This is a genomic window from Micromonospora sp. NPDC047762 (assembly GCF_043204655.1).
Taxonomy (GTDB): Bacteria; Actinomycetota; Actinomycetes; order Mycobacteriales; family Micromonosporaceae; genus Micromonospora.
In genome coordinates this window covers 262,680-280,219 of the sequence record NZ_JBIDCQ010000008.1, presented here as the reverse complement: position 1 = coordinate 280,219, position 17,540 = coordinate 262,680, and the positions used below count along the sequence as shown (strand labels likewise).

The 17,540-nt window shown below is 71.7% G+C and carries 12 protein-coding genes; 9 read left to right on the top strand and 3 right to left on the bottom strand.

All coding sequences use genetic code 11. The features are described 5' to 3' along the window. Positions 1-25 precede the first annotated feature (25 nt). The 8 genes from ACGF3C_RS24600 (at position 26) to ACGF3C_RS24565 (ending at position 9,757) form a co-directional block, all read left to right on the top strand. The gene (locus ACGF3C_RS24600) at positions 26-1,777 is read left to right on the top strand and encodes an ATP-binding protein (protein ID WP_357225940.1); all 1,752 of its coding nucleotides are present in this window, start codon (positions 26-28) and stop codon (positions 1,775-1,777) included. An 18-nt stretch (positions 1,778-1,795) separates the two neighbouring features. Continuing rightward, positions 1,796-2,944 (top strand): exonuclease SbcCD subunit D, encoded by a 1,149-nt coding sequence (locus ACGF3C_RS24595; protein ID WP_357225935.1) that lies wholly within the window; start codon positions 1,796-1,798, stop codon positions 2,942-2,944. Further along, complete coding sequence (locus tag ACGF3C_RS24590; RefSeq protein ID WP_393225510.1) at positions 2,944-5,418, top strand: AAA family ATPase; 2,475 nt, start codon at positions 2,944-2,946, stop codon at positions 5,416-5,418. The genes ACGF3C_RS24595 and ACGF3C_RS24590 overlap by 1 nt, the downstream gene beginning before the upstream one ends. Positions 5,419-5,473: 55 nt before the next feature. Further along, positions 5,474-6,433 (top strand): hypothetical protein, encoded by a 960-nt coding sequence (locus ACGF3C_RS24585; RefSeq protein ID WP_355009397.1) that lies wholly within the window; start codon positions 5,474-5,476, stop codon positions 6,431-6,433. 18 nt (positions 6,434-6,451) lie between these two features. Next, positions 6,452-7,309 (top strand): spermidine synthase, encoded by an 858-nt coding sequence (locus ACGF3C_RS24580; protein WP_393225507.1) that lies wholly within the window; start codon positions 6,452-6,454, stop codon positions 7,307-7,309. Between the two features lie 125 nt (positions 7,310-7,434). Further along, a complete protein-coding gene (locus tag ACGF3C_RS24575) occupies positions 7,435-8,127 on the top strand; it encodes a sigma-70 family RNA polymerase sigma factor (RefSeq protein WP_030488630.1) in 693 nt (230 codons plus the stop codon). Then, entirely contained in the window at positions 8,124-8,906 is a 783-nt protein-coding gene (locus ACGF3C_RS24570; RefSeq protein ID WP_393225504.1) for an anti-sigma factor family protein, read from the top strand. Before ACGF3C_RS24575 ends, ACGF3C_RS24570 begins: the two co-directional genes overlap by 4 nt. Positions 8,907-9,109: 203 nt before the next feature. Continuing rightward, positions 9,110-9,757 carry a hypothetical protein gene (locus tag ACGF3C_RS24565; protein WP_355009394.1) on the top strand — a complete coding sequence of 216 codons (648 nt, stop codon included), beginning with the start codon at positions 9,110-9,112 and terminating at the stop codon, positions 9,755-9,757. A 78-nt stretch (positions 9,758-9,835) separates the two neighbouring features. On the opposite strand, the gene ACGF3C_RS24560 is transcribed toward ACGF3C_RS24565, so the two are convergent. The 3 genes from ACGF3C_RS24560 to ACGF3C_RS24550 form a co-directional block, all read right to left on the bottom strand. Then, positions 9,836-11,593 carry a stealth family protein gene (locus ACGF3C_RS24560; RefSeq protein WP_393225501.1) on the bottom strand — a complete coding sequence of 586 codons (1,758 nt, stop codon included), beginning with the start codon at positions 11,591-11,593 and terminating at the stop codon, positions 9,836-9,838. Further along, positions 11,590-14,319, bottom strand: coding sequence for a CDP-glycerol glycerophosphotransferase family protein (locus ACGF3C_RS24555; RefSeq protein ID WP_393225498.1), 2,730 nt, complete (start codon positions 14,317-14,319; stop codon positions 11,590-11,592). Before ACGF3C_RS24555 ends, ACGF3C_RS24560 begins: the two co-directional genes overlap by 4 nt. A 67-nt stretch (positions 14,320-14,386) precedes the next feature. Further along, positions 14,387-16,204, bottom strand: coding sequence for a stealth family protein (locus tag ACGF3C_RS24550; RefSeq protein WP_393225495.1), 1,818 nt, complete (start codon positions 16,202-16,204; stop codon positions 14,387-14,389). Between the two features lie 399 nt (positions 16,205-16,603). Between ACGF3C_RS24550 and ACGF3C_RS24545 the strand changes: the two genes are divergently transcribed. Then, positions 16,604-17,524, top strand: a complete 921-nt coding sequence (locus ACGF3C_RS24545) for a DNA-3-methyladenine glycosylase family protein (protein WP_393225493.1) — start codon at positions 16,604-16,606, stop codon at positions 17,522-17,524. Positions 17,525-17,540: the final 16 nt, after the last annotated feature.

Here is a 17,540-nt window from a genome sequence, read left to right as displayed (position 1 = left end):
ATGCCCGACCGACCCGAGCCGCCCGATGACCGACGCCGAGCTCGACAGCCCGGGCGCGGTGGTCGGCCGCGTGCTGGGCACCGCCGACGCCACCCCGTTGCAGTTCTGGACGGCCGTCGCGCCGGGCAGTTACCTCCAGCTCGACGACGTGGTGGTCACCCGGCGCGAGCTGCCGGACCGGGAGCCGGTGACGATCGCCGGGGTGGTCACCCAGGTCCGCGCTCGGCACGAGGGCGCCCAGTTCGAGTCCGACGTGTTCGCCATCGCCGACGGCACGCTGCCCGCGCAGGTGCAGGAGGCGGCCGAGGTGACCACCACCCGGGTCGATCCGGAGCTGTACGTGCCGCCGACCCCGGGCGCTGTGGTGCACCGGGCCGAGGGTGACGCCCGGGCCCGCGCGCTGCACTTCGACCGGATGGAGCGGCGCATCCCGATGGGGATGGGTCGGGACGGGGTTCCGGTCTACCTCAACGCCGACTTTCTCGACGGCAGCCGGGGCGCGCACGTCTCGATCTCCGGCATCTCCGGGGTGGCCACCAAGACCAGCTTCGCCACCTTCCTGCTCTACTCGGTGTTCCGCTCCGGCGTGCTGGGCGGCGACGCGGTCAACGCCAAGGCGCTGATCTTCAACGTCAAGGGCGAGGATCTGCTCTTCCTTGACCACCCGAACACCCGCCTCGACGAGCCCACCCGCGCCGCGTACGCGAAGCTCGGGTTGAGCGCTGGTGCCTTCCCCGACGTGCGGGTGTACGCCCCGCCCCGGGTCGGTGACTCGGCCGGCACGCCGGATGTGAGCAGCCGGCTCACCGGGGTCGACGCGTTCTACTGGACGTTGAGCGAGTTCTGCACCGACCGCCTGCTGCCGTACGTCTTCGCCGACGCCGACGACGAGCGCCAGCAGTACACGATGGTGGTCCACTCGGTGGCCGCGCACCTGGCCCGCTACGCCCAGCCCGCCGACGGCGGAGTGAGCATCGACGGGGTGCGGCTCGGCTCCTACGGCGATCTGGTCGACCACATCGTCGATCAGCTCAACGACGACGAGACCCGCTCCGACTGGGCGGGTAGCGCTGTGGGGCTGGGCACCGTCAACGCGTTCGCCCGGCGGTTGATCGGCAGCAAGAAGGACCTGGCCCGGCTGATCCGTGGCGACCTCGCCACCCGCCGCCCCCACTCCATCAACACGAGCGAGTCGGCCCAGGTGACAGTGGTCGACCTGCACAACCTTCCCGACCGCGCGCAGCGGTTCGTGGTCGGTGTGACGCTCAAGAGCGAGTTCGAGCGCAAGGAGAAGTCCGGCACCGCCAAGCCGCTGCTCTTCGTCGTCCTCGACGAGCTCAACAAGTACGCCCCCCGGGAGGGCTCCTCGCCGATCAAGGAGGTCCTGCTGGACATCGCCGAGCGGGGCCGTTCGCTCGGGGTGATCCTGATCGGCGCGCAGCAGACGGCGAGCGAGGTGGAGCGGCGGATCGTCACCAACTCGGCGATCCGGGTGGTCGGCCGGCTCGACCCGGCCGAGGCGTCCCGCCCGGAGTACGGCTTCCTGCCGCCCGCGCAGCGCCAGCGGGCGTTGCTGGCCAAGCCGGGCACCATGTTCGTCAACCAGCCGGACATTCCGGTGCCGCTCTGCCTGGAGTTCCCGTTCCCGGCCTGGGCCACCCGGGTCTCCGAGGCGGGCCGGGCACCATCGGAGACGCTGCGCTCGATCACCCAGTCCGCCGACCCGTTCGCCGTGGTGGGCTCCGGCGGCGGCACCGACGACGACATCCCGTTCTAGCTAGGGGCCGGCACAGCCATGAAGATCCTGCACACCTCCGACTGGCACGTGGGAAAGGTGCTCAAGGGGCAGTCCCGGGCCGACGAGCACAAGGCCGTGCTGGCCGGGGTGATCGAGATCGCCCGTGCGGAACAGCCGGATCTGGTGATCGTCGCCGGTGACCTCTATGACACCGCCGCGCCCAGCTCGGAGGCGACCCGCCTGGTCACCAGGGCGTTGACGGCGTTGCGGCGTACCGGCGCGGACGTGGTGGCGATCGGCGGCAACCACGACAACGGCCCGGCGCTGGACGCGTTGCGTCCGTGGGCCGATGCCGCCGGCATCACGCTGCGCGGCGGGGTGCGGGAAAACCCGGACGAGCACGTCATCGACGGCACCACCGCCGGTGGCGAGCGGTGGCGGCTGGCCGCGTTGCCGTTCCTGTCCCAGCGGTACGCGGTGCGCGCGTTGGAGATGTACGAGCTGACCGCCGCGGAGACCAACCAGACGTACGCCGACCACCTGGGCCGGGTGCTGGGGCGACTGACCGAGGGTTTCACCGAACCGGACCGGGTGCACCTGGTCACCGCGCATCTGACGGTGACCGGTGCGGCCACCGGTGGTGGCGAGCGCGACGCGCACACCGTGTTGGGCTACGCCGTTCCGGCCACCGTCTTTCCGGCCACCGCGCACTACGTGGCGCTGGGTCATCTGCACCGGGCGCAGCGGGTAGCCGGCCCGTGCCCGGTGCGGTACAGCGGCAGCCCGCTCGCTGTCGACTTCGGTGAGCAGGAGAACATCCCCTCGGTGACGGTGGTCGAGGTGACGGCCAGCACGGCCGCCCGGGTGCGGGAGGTGCCGGTGACGGCGGCGAGCGCGCTGCGGACGGTGCGCGGCACCCTGGCGCAGCTCGCCGAGATCGAGGCACCGGACGCGTGGCTGCGGGTGTACGTGCGGGAGCAACCCCGCGCCGGCCTGCGCGAGGAGATCCAGGAGCTGCTCCCCCGGGCCCTGGAGATCCGGATCGACCCGGAGCTGTTGGCCGCGCCGGGCAGCGGCGCGCGCATCGCGCAGCGGTCGGGGCGTTCGCCCCGGGAGTTGTTCGCCGACTACCTGGACAGCCGGGGTCACGCCGACGAGGGTGTCCGGGAGCTCTTCGACGAGCTTTTCGAGGAGGTCGAGCACTGATGCGTCCGATGCGGTTGGACATGGCCGGCTTCACGGTCTTCCGGGACGAGACCACTGTCGACTTCACCGACGCCGACTTTTTCGCGCTGATCGGCCCCACCGGTTCGGGCAAGTCGACGGTGCTGGACGCGATCTGCTTCGTCCTGTACGGCATGGTGCCCCGCTGGGGTGGCGCCCGGGGGTTGGCGAACGCGCTCGCGCCGTCGGCGACCGAGGCGCGGGTGCGGTTGGTCTTCGAGTCCGGCGGCGCCCGTTACGTGGCGACCCGGGTGGTCCGCCGGGACGGCCGGGGCAACGTGAAAACCGCGAACGCCGGGTTGCAGCTGATGCCGGCCGGTTTCGACGTGACCAAACTGGACACCGGTCTGAGCCCGGACGACCTCGGCGAGGTGGTGGCCGGCACCCCCGCCGAGATGGAGCAGGCGGTGCTGGAGGCGGTCGGGCTGCCGTACGAGCAGTTCACCAGCTGTGTGGTGCTGCCACAGGGGCAGTTCGCCGACTTCCTGCACGCCAAGCCGGCGACCCGGCAACAGATCCTGGTCAACCTGCTGGGCCTCGGCGTCTACGAGGACGTGCAGAAGAAGGCGACGGCGCGCGCCGCGCAGGCGGAGGCCCGGCTGGAGGCGGTCGACCAGGTGCTCGCCGGGTTGACCGGCGTGGACGACGAGGCGTTGGCCGAGGCCGACGCCCGGGTCGACCGGATGGCCGAGCTGGCGGCGGCGGTGGCCGAGGCGGTGCCGGAGCTGGCGGCGGCCCGGGTCACCGCACGGGAGGCCGCGGCGGCGTTGACCGCGCTGGACGACGAGCTGACAGTGCTGACCGGGGTGCGCGCGCCGGGTGGGGTGACCGCTGTCGCTCGCGCGGTGGCAGCGGCGCGGGCCGACGCCGAGGCGGCGGCGGCCGGGGTGTCGCTGGCCGAGGAGCGGGAGGACAAGCTGCGCGGCGAGCTGGCCGCCGCCGGTGACGAGAGCGCGCTGCGACTTCAACTGCGGGCGTACGACGATCGGGGTCGGCTGTCCGGCGAGGCCGAGACGGTCCGGGCGACGGTGCGCGCGGCGAATGACGAGCACGCCGCCGCGGTGGCGGCGCTGGCCGCCGCACGGGTGGTCGCCGAGCGGGCCGACGCCGAGTTGGAGGCGGCCTTCCGGGCGCACGAGGAGGCGAAGGCCACCGATCTGGCGGTGAGCCTGCGGGTGCACCTGCATGCCGGTGCGGCGTGCCCGGTGTGCGAGCAGCCGGTGGCCGAGGTGCCGGCGGTGCCGGCCGATTCGGCGGTGGCCGCCGCGACGGCGGCGGGCAAGGCGGCGCGGGCCGCTTCGAAGGCCGCGCAGGCGACGGTGCAGGAGCGGGACACGGCGGCGCGGGAGCTGGAGCGGCTGCTGGTGCACGCGCGAGCGCGCCAGGAGCAGATGGAGGCCCGGCTGGCCGAGCTGGACGGGCAGCTCTCCGGCGCGGCCGAGCCGGCCGTGCTGCGCCGGGAGTTGGCCGAGCACGCCCGGTTGCGGCGCGCGCTGGAGGAGGCGGCGACAGCGGTCCGCGCTGGCCGTGAGGCCGCTCGGCAGGCCCGGGCCGGGGTGGACGCCGCCGAGGAGCGGCTGCGGGCGGCGTGGCGGGCATTCGACACCGCCCGTGACGGTTTGGCCCGGTTCGGCCCTCCGGCTACCGACCGGGACGACGTGGCCGCCGCGTGGGCGGCGCTGACCGGGTGGGCGACCACCGAGGCGGACCTCCGCCGCGCCGAGCGGGCCGGTCGGGCCGACGCCGTCGCGGAGGCCGAGTCGGTGGCCGACGGGGTGCAGCGGGGCATCGCTGGCATCTTCGCCGCCGCCGACGTGCCGGTGGGGGACGACCCGGTGCACGCGGCGACGGTGGCGGTGGAGCGGGCCGACGCCGACCGGCGGCGGCTGCACGAGCGTCGCGAGCAGGCCGGTACGTTGCGCGAGCAGCGGGCGAGCCACGAGCGGGAGGCGCAGGTGGCGCGCGCGCTCGCCGGGCACCTGCGGGCCAACAACTTCGAGCGGTGGTTGCTGGCCGAGGCGTTGGACCTGCTCGTCGACGGCGCGTCGGGGATCCTGCGGGAGCTTTCCTCCGGTCAGTACGAGCTGGTGCACGACAAGGGCGAGTTCGTGGTGGTCGACCACCACGACGCGGGGTTGCGCCGGGGCGTGCGCACCCTCTCCGGCGGTGAGACGTTCCAGGCGTCGCTGGCGTTGGCGTTGGCGCTCTCCGAGCAGTTGGCCGGCATGTCGACCACGGCAGCGAGCCTGGAGTCGATCGTCCTGGACGAGGGTTTCGGCACGCTCGACGCCGCCACCTTGGACACGGTGGCGGCGACCCTGGAGAACCTGGCGGCCCGGGGCGATCGGATGGTCGGTGTGGTCACCCACGTTCCGGCGCTGGCCGAGCGGATCCCGGTCCGGTTCGAGGTGCGCAAGGACGCGCGCTCGTCACGCATCGAACGGACCGGCCGGTGAGCGCGAGGAGTGCGGCGTACGGGAGCAGCGCAGTCGCTGACGAGGGGCCGGCCCGGTGAGCGACGCCGCGTTCTTCGTGGATTCGTGGGATCCGGCGTACGGGGCGTCGTTCGAGGCGTCGACCGCCGGGCCGGCCGCGCCGAGCAGTGCCCAGGTCGACGCGGACGTCGAGTTGCCCGCCGTGGACTGGCGGGCGATCGGGGTACGCCCCGGGGTGCGGGCGCCGGACGTGGTGTTGCTCGTCGACGGGGTTCGGCGCATCGACGCCAGCATCTGGACGGCGGAGACCGACGGCCTGTCGTTCCCCGGGTTGGCTGCCTCGTACGCGGCCGGGGTGGTCCGGTGTGACCTGGGGCGGGGTGCGGCGCAGTTGGCGGGCACCCGGGTTGGTCGGGGCCTGTTCACAGCGAGCCCGTCGGCGCAGGACGTGGTGGCGGGCGCGATCCGTTACCCGGTGCACCGGGTGGGTGGCACCGGTGAGCTGGCGAAGTTGCCGGCCGCCGTGCAGGGCCCGCTGACCGCGTTGGAGGTGGCGGTGTCCGACGCCGCCCGGGTCGACGGTGACCTGTTGGTGGTGGACGGCCCGCTGCGCAGCCGTCGGCAGTTGCCGCGCACCCTGGGCTACATCAAGACGCAGCACAGTCAGTACCTGGACGCCCGGCTGACCGCTGTGGTGACCGGTATGGCATCGGGTGAGCGCTCCCCGGTGTTCCGGCTCGGCACCGCCTGGGGCGGTTGGTCGTGGTATTTGCGGCTGCCGGTGGCGACCGGCGCGCCGTGGGCGGGCATCGTCCGGGTGGAGTGCTCCGCCGACCTGCCCGTCGAGGCGGCGATCGAGCTGGCCGACCTGTCGCTGGTGACCCTGCCGCGCTTCGCCTCCACCCCGTACAAGGATCCGCGGGCCCCGCAGAACCTGATCCCGATCGCCGGCCTGGAGCGCCGACTGCGGGCCCTGCTCGGCGATTCCCGGCTGCTGCACCGCGCGTTGACCGCTGCGGCCCGCGCCGCCCGATGAGCGCGGACACTGGTTCCGATGGGGCGTAAACGGGCGGGTGACCGTGTGGTCGAGCAGGTGGACACCGGGCTGGCGGAGTTGGTGCCGGACCCGGACCGGGCCGGCTCGTGGACGCTGCTGCTGGACGGCGCGCCGCAGTCGCACGTCGACCTGACCGACCCCACCCACCTCGAGTTCGAGTACGTGCGGCGGTTGGCTGCCGCGGTGGATCTGCTCGCGCCGGCCGGTGAGCCGCTGCGGGTGCTGCATCTTGGTGGCGGCGCCCTGACCCTGCCCCGGTACGTCTCCGCCACCCGACCCGGGTCGACCCAGCGGGTGTCCGATGTGGACGGTGCGCTGGTCGAGCTGGTCCGTCGGGCGTTGCCGTGGCCGTCGGATGCCCGGTTGCGGGTCCGGGTGGAGGACGCCAGGGCGGTGCTGGCGTCCTCCCGGGAGGCCAGCTACGACGTGGTGGTCGCCGACGTGTTCGCCGGTGCGCGTACGCCGGCCCACCTCACGTCGGTGGAGTACGCCGCCGAGGTGGCCCGGGTGCTCCGCCCCGCCGGTTGGTACCTGGCGAACCTGGCCGACGGCCCGCCGTTGCGGCACGCCCGTGGGCAGGTCGCCACGGTCCGTTCGGTGCTGCCGCAGGCCTGTCTGGTCGGGGACGCGGCGGTGCTGCGTGGGCGCCGGTACGGCAATCTGGTGCTGGTCGCCGGGCGGTCCACACCGCCGGTGCCGGAGCTGACCAGACGTGCCGCCGGCGACTGGTTCCCCGGCCGGGTGGTGGCCGGCGACGACCTGGACCGCTTCGTCGGTGGCGCGCAGGTGGTTCGGGACGCGGACGCCACCGGCTCCGATCCGCCACCGCCGGGGCTGTTCTCGGTACGCCGCTGACCGTCCACCCGACAGCGGCGGGGAAGTTTTTTCGTCGTTTGTTGATCCGCTGGGGCAGGCGCTGCGTACCACCGGGCGGCCCACCTCGTGGGCTGGCGTTGGTCACGGACATCCCGGAGGTCTGCATGCACGCGGTGGCGGCCGGTTGGCATGGCGACGCGGTACGCGCTGACTGGTTGTCGGCGCGACCCTCGTCACGGTCGACCTCGTCTGCCCGAGGGGTCGACGCGCGGGCGTCGACTCGCCAGAATGGTCCGGTGACGCCGCGACCGGCGCCCGGACGCCATCAGGCGACGACAACCGAGGCCAGCCACTCCGACCAGTTGATCCGTCAGCTCTACGCCGAGCACGCCGGCCCGTTGCTGATGTTCGTCATGCGCCTCACCGGGGGGGACCGACAGCGCGCGGAGGACATCGTCCAGGAGACGCTGCTGCGGGCCTGGCGCAACGCGCACCGGCTGGGCACGCAGGGGCAGGGCTCGTTGCGGCCGTGGTTGGTCACTGTGGCCCGCCGCATCGCCATCGACGAGCACCGCAGCCAGGAGGCCCGGCCGCCGGAGACGTACGACCGGGACCTCACCGCGTTCGCCGAGGCGGACAGCACCGACCGGGTCCTGCGCACCATGACGGTGGCGGACGCGCTGCGTACGCTCAGTCAGTCGCACCGGGAGATTCTGATCTCGACGTACTTCCGGGGGCGGACGGTGCCGGAGGCAGCCGAGGAGTTGGGCCTGCCGCTCGGCACCGCCAAGTCGAGGGTCTACTACGCGCTGCGCGCGCTGCGCACGGCTCTGCAGGAGCGGGGGGTGACAGAATGAGCCGGCCGGACCACATGGACGTCGCGGCGTACGCGCTCGGTGTGCTCGACGAGCAGGACACTGAGCGGTTCGAGGAACATCTCGCCACCTGCTGGGCGTGCGCGGCCGAGTTGGAGACGATGGTGCCGGTCGTCGGGCTGCTCTCCGACATCGACGGCGAGACGATGATGGCGCTGGAACAGACGGCGACCGACCCGGCCCTGCTGGACCGGACGCTCGGCGCGGTCCGGGCCGACCGGCGACGTAGCCGGTTTCGTCACCTGCTCGCGACGGCCGCCGCAGTGGTGGTCTTCGGCGGTCTGACCGGGTACGGCTTCGTCAGCGTTACCGGCAACGAGCAACCGCCGGGGGTGCTCGCCGAGTCGACGCCGAGCGCGCCCAACGACCCTCCGACGAGCGTGCCGACGGCCGCGCCGAGCGGCCCGGGTGTGGGCGGCACCGAGGTGGAGGGCGACCAGGTCGAGGCGACCGACCCGACCACCGGTGTGCAGACCACCATGTTCCTGGTGACCAAGGACTACGGCACCCGGATCAATTTCAGCCTGCGGAAGCTGCCCGGTCCACGCGTCTGCCGACTGGTGGTCGTACGCAAGAACGCCACCACCGAGGTCATCTCGACCTGGTCGGTGCCGGAGGGCGGCTATGGCACCAACACCAGGCCGCAGGGTCTCGAACTGAGCGCCTCGACGTCGGCTCTGCCGAAGGACATCAAGCAGCTCCAGGTGCAGTCGGTGGATGCCAACGGCGTGGCGAGTCCGCTGGTCACCGTACCCATGTAAGCGCGCCTACCGCATCGGCGCCGGTCATTGCCACAATGACCGGCGCCGATCTGTCGTTACGTGAAGAGCCCCTCGCGGGTGCGTACGCATGGCAGCCGTAAACGGTTCAATCGATTTAAGTGAAATTGACCACTGTTACTACTTCAACCTTGACAGCCCAACCGCCGTACCTATGGGTGAACTGTCAAGAATGAGGAGGGCACGTGGCACAGATGAAGCGGACCGTCATCGTCGCGAGCGCGATGGTCGCACTAACGGCCTGCGCTCCCGCGGGTTACGACGGGGCGAACTCGAGCGCGGCTGAGCCGGTCGCCGTCGCCGCGGCCGAGCCCACCGCGACGGTTGAACCTGAGGCCTCGGCTTCCGCGGAGGCGCCCGCCGCCGACGCCCCGCCCGCGGACGTCGACCTGACCGAGAAGTTGGTCGGCAAGAGCGTCGCCCGGATGGGCAAGGTGGTCACCGACCAGGACGGCTGGATCCTGTACCGCTTCGACAAGGACACCGCCGACCCGCCGTCGTCGAACTGCGTCGACAAGTGCGCCGAGGTGTGGCCCCCGGCACTGACCGACGGCAACCCGGAGCTCACCGGCGTCTCGGACGACAAGGTCAGCAGCGTGACCCGGCAGGACGGCACCCGTCAGCTCACCGTCGGCGGCTGGCCGGTCTACCGCTACATCGGTGACAAGAAGCCCGGCCAGTGGAAGGGCCAGGCTGTCGGTGGCACCTGGTTCGTGGTCCAGCCGGACGGCAAGAAGAACCTGAGCTGCCTGCCCAAGGGCACGCCGAAGGCGGTCGCACCGCCGGCGGACAGTGGCTCGAACGACGCAGGCGGCTCGGGCTACTCGTACTGAGCCTGGTCGCCCACGAGGGCACGGTGGTCGGTCGTTGCCGGGGAGGGCGCGACCGGCCACCGCCGTGTCCGGGGTGGGTCAGGCCCGTTCCCACGGGCTCGGCACCGGGAAGTACGTCTCCAGGAACGGGATGAGCAGCGCCATCTGCGCCTCGAGGTCCTCCTCGACGGAGAACGCGTCGTTCAGGCAGAACACCTGCCGATCCCGACGGGCGAGCAGGTGCGCCAACCGGGCGGGCGTGTCCGGGTGGGACAGCTCGGCGATGGTGTACCGCAGGTTGCCCGGTGCCGCGCGACCGGTGTGGAACGCGTAGTAGTGGTGCAGCGACGAGGCGACCGACAGGTCGTCCATGCTGCGGAACTGACTCGCCGCGGTCCGCCGGTACTGCTGCGGGAACGTCTGCTCGATCTCCTGGAGCACGCTTCGCCGCAGCGCGTGCGGCATGTGCTTCATCTTCTGGGTCAGCACGGTGCCGAACCGCTCCGCGATCAACGCCCGGTTGTTCTTCCCGGCCGCCGACGACGGAATGTCCCCGGCGGCGGGCGGGCCCGGCGGCACCAGCGCCGGCGACGGAAAGAACCGGGAGATGCCGTTGGCCAGGAAGAAGTCCTGGGGCAGCACCTCGGTGCCGAGGAAGACGTCGTCGTTGAAGTACAGGAAGTGCTCGGAGAGCCCGTCGATGTGGTGCAGCTGACTCTCGATGGCATGCGAGTTGTACGTCGGCAGCACCGTCGGATCGGTGAAGATCTCCCGATGGCTGACCACCCGCAGCCCGCTGGCGGACGGGTCCAACCAGGCCGGCACCTGGTCGTCGGTCACCACGTAGACATGGCGCACCCAGGGCGCGAACAGGTGCAGTGATCGGAGCGAGTAGCGCAACTCGTCGCGGCTGAGGAAGCGGGCAGCGCTCGCCGCCTCCGCGTGGTACGGCACCCCGGCCACCTCTGCCCGTCGGCGCAGCCAGGCCGGGTCGGTGCCGTCGACCCAGGTGTAGACCACGTCGACCGGGAACGGCACGTCGTCGGGGCGCGGTGCGGCGAACTCCGGACGCGTCCAGGCGGTCGCGGGTGCGGCGGCGGGTGCCAGGCCGGTGAACCGCGACTCCGGTACGAGGACCAGCGGCGCCGCCACGCTCACCTGTTCGGCGACGGCGTTGGGCCGCGGGGCGACGAGGGTGTCACCGTCCCGGGTCCAGAACTCGACGTCGCACCCGTACGCCTGCCCCAGCACCAGCCGCCGCTGGGGGTCGGTCCAGTACCAGGTCAGCCGCAACACCGCGGCGTCGGCAAGCCGGTCCCAGGTCTTCGATTCGAAGCCGGCCGCCGGCTGCCCGGTGTCGTTCGGCACGCCGACGTAGCCAGGGACCCGACCGCAGGCGGCGGCGAGTGCGGCGTACGCCCGCGTGCGGTGCGCGTCGTCGACGGCGACGACCGACGAGCGGTGGGTTTCGCCGCGTACCCGGAAGTGGGGTACGCCGGCCTCGTCGAGCGCCGCCGTCACCGCGGTGAGGTTGTCCAGTCGTGCCAGCAGGGGGGTGACCGCCCCGATCCGGGCCACCCTGGGTCCCCGGTCGGCGGTGACGACAACCCGGTCCGCGCCGGCCAGCAACTCCGGCTGGCGGCGGGCCAGCCGTTCGCCCCGGCGCTCGGAGAGGTGCCCGTCCCGCGCGGCCCGGGCGACCCACTGCTTGAGCTGGTGCCGGGCCCGGGGGCTCACCTTCGTCGCGATGGCCCGCCGGGTCTGCGGGCTCAGCACCCGGCGGTACACCTCCACGAACCCGGTGGGTTCGGCCAGCGCCCGGGCTGGCTCCCCCGGTGGGGGCGTCGGGCCGCTCACCGCTGCGGGCCCGGCAGCGCCGCGATGGCGGTGGCCACCCGCTGGGAGTTGTTGCGGTCCTGGGTGACGAAGAAGTCCGTCGCCCGGCGGGTGTACTCCTCCTCACGGACGCACCCGTTCTCCAGGTACCGGATGATCGCGTCCACCGTCTCCGACGCGGTCTCGCAGACCGGGCCGAACCCGTCCTCCCGATGCTCGAAGTACCCCAACTTGTAGCCCCCGATGGTCCAGAACTCCTCGGCGTCGAACTGCGCGTAGATCAGCGGGGTGCCGAGGTAGGCGACGTCGCAGGCCGTGGAGGAGTAGTCGGTGATGAACAGGTCGCACTGGCGCAGCGCGTCCTGCACCGTCCGGCTGGTCTGGTCCGCCATGGCGAAGCAGTCGTCGGTCGGTACGAGCCCGGCCAGCAGCGAGCGCATCTCGTAGTGCGGCAGGAGTTCGAGGGTGTACCCGTACTGCCGCAGCGCCTGCCGCAGCCGCTCGTCACCGAACAACCCGGCGAGGAACATCTGGTATGCGGAGCCTTCGAAGGCGACGCGAGGCCGGGCCGCCTTGTTGTACGACGGGGTGACGAGGTAGGTGCGCCAGGTCGGCATGAACAGGATGCGACGGTGGCCCCGGTCCGGGATCAACGCGTCGAAGCGGGGTAGGCCCGTGTTCGCCACCATGTCGCCGTAGTCGAGGTCCTTCGCCACGTACTCTGCCTCGCGGTCGGCCGAGGTCACGAAGAGGTCGAAGGAGGCCCGGCCACGGTGCACACCGGCGCTGACGTCCTTCTCGATCACCCCGTGGTCGAGGAACACCCGGGTGGGGGCGATCCGCCAGTTCAGGTGCTTGAGGAAGGGCGACCGCTCCCAACTGGACGGCAGCATGTAGGAGTCGATGTCGTACGAGTTGATCAGCTTGGTGGCGTGCAACATCAGGAACTTGTGTCGCAACGACCCGTGCGTGACCACGTTGCCCAATCCCTGCAACCGGGGCCGGTCCGGGCTCTCCTTGGCCAACAGGTAGTAGACGTTGCGCCGACGCTCCACCTGCCGCAGGTGCCGGAACAGGTGCGAGGAGTTGTCCTGCGCGGTGTCGGTGCGCTCGCCGACCAGCCACACGTCGCGTCGGCTCATCAGCGGCGCGGTGAGCGTACGCAGCAGCCGCTCTTTCCAGAACGGGCCCCGGGAGGCCGCGTGCCGCAGGTCCTTGCGGAGCATCAGGCGTCGCCACCGGCGCTGTCCAGCCACCCCGGCCTTGCGCTGGACCAGCAGCTCCGCGTTCTCCCGCCCACTGAACGTGGGCAGGACCCGGGTGTTGCCGGCCAGCTTCAGGGTCGCGTCACGCAGGTAGGCCGCCGAGATCAGGCAGTGCCGGGAGGCCTGCCCGGTCGCGGTCAGGAACACCAGCCGCAGCGCGTGCTGGCCGCCACGCAGTTTGCTGATCGGCAGCTCCGCCGAGAAGCCCGACCACTCCCGGTCGTCGTCTCCGGCCTTGAGGTCCGCCCGTCGTTCAGCGGTGACCGGCACCGTGAGGCTGCTGCCCCGCACCCGCAGCCCCATCGGCGTGCTCAGCGGCGCACGCATCGGCAGACCGTTGACCACCAGGTGTCCGGAGACCTTGAGCGTCTCCCCCGAGGACGTGAGCCGCGTCTGCTCCAGCCGCACCCCGACCGCTGTCACCTTGGTCAGCGGGAGCAGCGCCGGCGTCACCGGGTAGTCGAGGTGCAGGTCACCGCCGCAGGCGACGACCCCCCTCAGCCGCTGCCAGGGACGCGCGAACAACTCGAAGTCGTACAACTTGAACGCCAGGTACGGGACGCGGTGCCGGGTGTCGATCGTCCAGTGGGCGATGAAGGCGGGATCGATGTCCTGGTAGATCCGGGTGCACTTCTCGAAGATCTTCCACAGGTCGGCGTCCTCGAAGAGGGTGTGCGCCCGCATGGCGAAGCCCTGGTAGCTGCGGACGAGCCACCGTTCGAGCACCTCGCGGCGGAACACGTCCAGGTCGGGCCGCAGGTCGGCCAGGGTCTCGCACAGCTCCAGGTGATCCCAGAAGTTCTGCTCCCGGACGAAGAGGTTGTCCATGATGGAGCTGCTGACCGCGCGCTTGCGGTACTGGTAGACCACCGTGTCGACCAGGGCGATGCGCTCGGCCTTGAGCAGCATCGGGATGGCCAGGAACGCGTCCTCGAAGTGGACCCCCTCGCGGAACCGGAAACCGTGCTGGCGCAGTTGGGCGAGGTCGTACAGCTTGTGGCACGGGCCGGCGTCGAAGATCAGATCTGGCGCGTCGACGACGGACTCCAGCAGCCGGTCACCCTTGCCGAACGGCTTCTTCCACAGGAACGCGGTCGGCTTCGGGAAGGTGTCCATGTCGCCGACGGCGATGCTCGCCCGGTGGGTCACGATCGCCTTGAGCAGCACCTCGATGGCGCGCGGTGGCAGCAGGTCGTCGGAGTCGACGAACGCCACGTACGGCGTGTCGGCCAGGTCGAGCGCCAGGTTGCGGGCCGCCCCGGGCCCGCTGTTGGGCTGTTGCAGGGCGGTCACGTTCGGGTGCTCGGCGGCGAACTGCTTGGCCAGCAGGTCGGAGCCGTCGGTGCTGCCGTCGTCGACCAGGATGACGTGGCACTGGCCGAAGACGGTCTGCGCCGCGATCGACCCGAGTGTCTCGGGCAGGTAGTCCACCACGTTGTAGACCGGAACGATGATCGTGACCTGCGGGGCGGGGTCTACCACTCTGGGCTCCACTGGAGAGGGTGCGGGAAACGCGGGGGGAACATCGGCGCGTCGGCCGGGTGCGGGCTCACTCGTCGCGCCCGAGCAGGACGGCTTTGAAGTCGCTGACCGTGTTGAGCATGTTGTTGGGCATGGTGGGCGCGTCGACCGGGGCGCGTCGACGGGCATCCAGCACCGGGCGGTACGAACGCCGCCACAGCTCCCCCGCGCCCACGTTCCGCCGCTCCGCCACCACGTCGTCCGGCAGCTCGAACGGGGCGGGGAAGGGCAGGTAGCGCGGCAGGAAGTCGGCCAGCATCCGCTCCTGCTCGGCGAACGACAGCGGGTCGGAGTCGGTGTCGTTGAGGCAGAACACGTCGCGGTTGCGACGAGCCAGCAGCTCGGCCAGCCGGGCGGGGGTCGAGGGGTGACCCAGGTCGGCGTACTCGTACTCGATGTCGCCGGGGACGGCCTGCGCGGTCAGGAACGCCCAGTACTGGTGCAGCGACGACGGGATGGACAGGTCGCCGTGGTGCCGGAACCGGTGCCGCGCGGTGGCCGCCACCTCGTCCGGAAGCGTGCCCTCGATCTGCTGCATGATGCTGCGGCGCAGCGCGAACGGGGTGTGCTTCATCTTCTGCGTGATGGTCACGCCGAACTGCCGTTGGATGTGCCGACGGTTGTTCTTTCCGGCGGCCTTCACCGGCGGGTCCTCCGGCTTCGCCTCCCCCAGGCCGAACTGGGCCGGCGAGGGGAAGAATTTGGCGATCCCGTTGGCGTGGAAGAAGTGGTTCGGCAGCAGCGGACGACCGAGGAACACGTCGTCGTTGAGGTAGAGGAAGTGTTCGGCCAGTCCGTCGATGCGGTGCAGTCGGGACTCGATGGCGTGCGAGTTGTACGACGACCGGCCACCGAGGTCGGCGAAGAGCTCGGCGTGCGAGATGATCGTGATCATCGGATGGCTCGGGTCGAGCCAGCTCGGCAGTTGGCTGTCGGTGATCAGGAAGATCCGCCGCAGCCAGGGCGCGAAGCTGTGCAGCGACCGCATCGAATACCGCAGCTCGTCGCGGTTGTGGTAGCGCGAGGAGTTGGCCGCGACCGCGTGCAACGGGCCGCCGGGGGTGTCGAGCGCCATCGACTTGCGCTTGAGCCACTGCGGGTCGGCGCCGTCCACCCAGGTGTAGACGGCGTCGATCGGGAAGCCGACCCGGTCCGGCGCCCGGACGGCCAGATCCCGTCGGGTGCCGTAGGTGTGGTCGTCGGCCTCGGGCACGAAGTGGCTCATCAGCGCCGCCGCCACCCGGACCGGCTGGGCCCGGGCGGGGGCCTCGTCGACGACCCCGTTGCGCCGGGGAGCGCGGACCATGTCCCCGTGCCGGCTCCAGAACTCGATCTCGCACGCGAACTGGGCGCCGAGGACGACTCCGGCGCGGGCGTCGGTCACCGGGAAGCAGACCTGGATCACCTCGGTCGGGGTGCCGTCCGGTTGATCGCGACGGGGCTGGACCTGCACCACCCGGACGTCCGCGCCCGACAGTTCCGGCGCGGAGCGGATCAGGCGTCGTACCGCCGTCCGCTGGTCGTCGAGGACCGCGACGGTGCTGCGCAGGTGGTCGTCGTTACGAATGCAGTGGTATTCGATGCCGGCGGCGTGCAGCGCCGTGGTGACGGCGGTGAGGTTGCGGTGCCACTGCTGCAACGGGGTCGCCGTGGCGACGACCTCGGCCCGGGTCCGAACGCCGCCGTCGGTCACTGCCACCCGGGCACCGAGGTGATGCACGGTGTCGCTGCCGCGCGGGCGGGAGAGCGTCTGCACCAGGCCGATCCGCCGGTGTGCGGGCAGCAGACCCAGCAGCCGTCGCCGCGCCGACGACGGTAGGAGTCGATAGACCTTCAGGGCGATCATGCGCTGGGCCGCCGTCCGCTCGGGACGGCCGCCTCGTCAGCGGGCACCCGTCAGCCCTGCGGACGGGCAGCAGGGTGAAATCCCACTCGCGTTGATTCGACACAGACTCGCGCAGCCATCACTGCATGCCCTTCCACAGATCCCCCGTTGACACTGCGCAGGTGGCCCGAGGCACTCGTTTACCTGCAGGCCATCAAACAACCACATGATCGATACCTGACCCACCGCCAAAAATGGCATAAGGGCGGTATGCGAGGGTTCGCCGAGATAATCCTGGCCGTTCGGGTGATCAACCACACCGGGAAAGTCGGCCGAACGTACCCCCGCGAAGCTCCTCAACCCCGGGCGGAACCGATACGGCCGCTCGTCAGCCCGCACGTGACCTGGCACAGTAGCGGGGTGACCGAGACCGGACCCGCCGCGACCAGGGTGCTGCACCCACCGGTCGGCTACCGGCTGATCGCCTCGGTCCGCGCCCTCACCTTCAGCCCGTACGACCCGTGCGCCCGGGTGGCGGCCGGCACCTTCTGGTGGGCCACCCGCACCCCGGACGGTCCGGCCACGCTCGCGCTGCGACCGGCCGGCGGCGAGTTGCTCGCGGAAGGGTACGGGCCCGGCGCCGAGCACGTCCTCGCCCGCGCCGACGCGATCGCCGGGCTGCGCGACAACCTGACCGGCTTCACCGACCTGGCCGCGGCGCACCCGCTGGTCGCCCGGCTGGCCCGGGAGCACCGGGGGCTGCGGATGCCCGCCACCGGGGAGGTCTTCCCCCGACTGCTGCGCGCGGTCTTCGAGCAGAAGGTCACCGGCAAGGAGGCCTACCGGGCGTACGCGGCGATGGTGCGGCACTTCCGGGAGCCGGCTCCCGGCCCGTTGCAGCCGCTGCTCCTTCCGCCCGAGGCCGCCACCGTCGCCGCAGCCCCGTACTGGGTGTTCCACCCGTTCGGGGTGGAGCAACGCCGAGCCGACACGCTCCGTCGCGCCGCCGCGCTCGCCGACCGCCTGGAGCGCAGCACCGACGCAGCCGACGCCACCCGCCGGCTGACCGCGATCCCCGGCATCGGACCGTGGACGGCCGCGGAGGTGGTCCGGATCGCGTACGGCGACCCGGACGCGGTCAGCGTCGGCGACTACCACATCCCGAACACGGTGGCCTGGGCCCTCGCTGGCGAACCGAGGGGCGACGACGCCCGGATGATGGCCCTGCTGGAGCCGTTCCGAGGTCACCGGGGCCGGGTGTGTCTGCTGCTGGAGGCGGCCGGCATCCGGGCACCGAAGTACGGCCCCCGCGCCCCGATCCGCTCGTTCGCCCGGTTCTGAGTCGCTGCGGCGCGAG

Bases quoted from the DNA above. Each gene is read 5' to 3' on its own strand.
- ACGF3C_RS24600 (WP_357225940.1), top strand. From the start codon at position 26: ATGACCGACGCCGAGCTCGACAGCCCGGGCGCGGTGGTCGGCCGCGTG.
- ACGF3C_RS24595 (WP_357225935.1), top strand. From the start codon at position 1,796: ATGAAGATCCTGCACACCTCCGACTGGCACGTGGGAAAGGTGCTCAAG.
- ACGF3C_RS24590 (WP_393225510.1), top strand. From the start codon at position 2,944: ATGCGTCCGATGCGGTTGGACATGGCCGGCTTCACGGTCTTCCGGGAC.
- ACGF3C_RS24580 (WP_393225507.1), top strand. From the start codon at position 6,452: ATGGGGCGTAAACGGGCGGGTGACCGTGTGGTCGAGCAGGTGGACACC.
- ACGF3C_RS24575 (WP_030488630.1), top strand. From the start codon at position 7,435: ATGCACGCGGTGGCGGCCGGTTGGCATGGCGACGCGGTACGCGCTGAC.
- ACGF3C_RS24570 (WP_393225504.1), top strand. From the start codon at position 8,124: ATGAGCCGGCCGGACCACATGGACGTCGCGGCGTACGCGCTCGGTGTG.
- ACGF3C_RS24550 (WP_393225495.1), bottom strand. From the start codon at position 16,204: ATGATCGCCCTGAAGGTCTATCGACTCCTACCGTCGTCGGCGCGGCGA.